Source organism: Rhodovibrio sodomensis, from assembly GCF_016583645.1.
GTDB classification, from domain to species: Bacteria; Pseudomonadota; Alphaproteobacteria; order Kiloniellales; family Rhodovibrionaceae; genus Rhodovibrio; species Rhodovibrio sodomensis.
In genome coordinates, this window is sequence record NZ_NRRL01000319.1 from 1 (window position 1) to 537 (window position 537).

The 537-nt window shown below is 70.0% G+C and carries 1 protein-coding gene; it reads right to left on the minus strand.

What is annotated here, in order from left to right; genetic code table 11:
• Nucleotides 1-300: chromate transporter (locus CKO28_RS27965; RefSeq protein WP_437127668.1), on the minus strand; the 300-nt coding region annotated here is incomplete at its 3' end.
• Nucleotides 301-537 lie beyond the last annotated feature (237 nt).

Consider the following 537-nt stretch of genomic DNA (forward strand, 5'->3'; position numbering starts at 1 on the left):
CGCCGAGGGCAGCGTGAACCCGGCCCAGGCCGCCAGCGCCCCCGGAATGCCGGCGCGCCCCAGCCCGATGGCGAAGCCGACCTGGCTGGACGCGGGCCCGGGCAGGAACTGGCACAGGGCGACCAGATCGGCGTAGGCGGCCTCGCTCAGCCAACCGCGCCGCTCGACGAACGCGCTGCGGAAATAGCCAAGGTGCGCGACCGGTCCGCCGAACGAGCTGCAGCCCAGCTTCAGGAAGATCCACAGGACCTCCAGCACCCCGCCCTGCGGCCGCTTCGCCGCGTCGCTGCCGTCGCTCACGCCGTCCCCCGCTTCATCGTGCCTTCCGAATGCGAAGGTCGCACCCCGAAGCCCCGGCCATAAAGCGTTTCGATGACAGGGCGATGAAGATGCGTGCGGACGGCGGGAACATGGTGCTGTCGCTCCAGCACAACTTATCCCCTCTCCTCCACTGGGAGGAGAGGGCCAGGGAGAGGAGGCGAGCACGCCCGCGCAGATCCCACAGCGCCGATACCCGTGTTGCCTCCTCCCCTAACC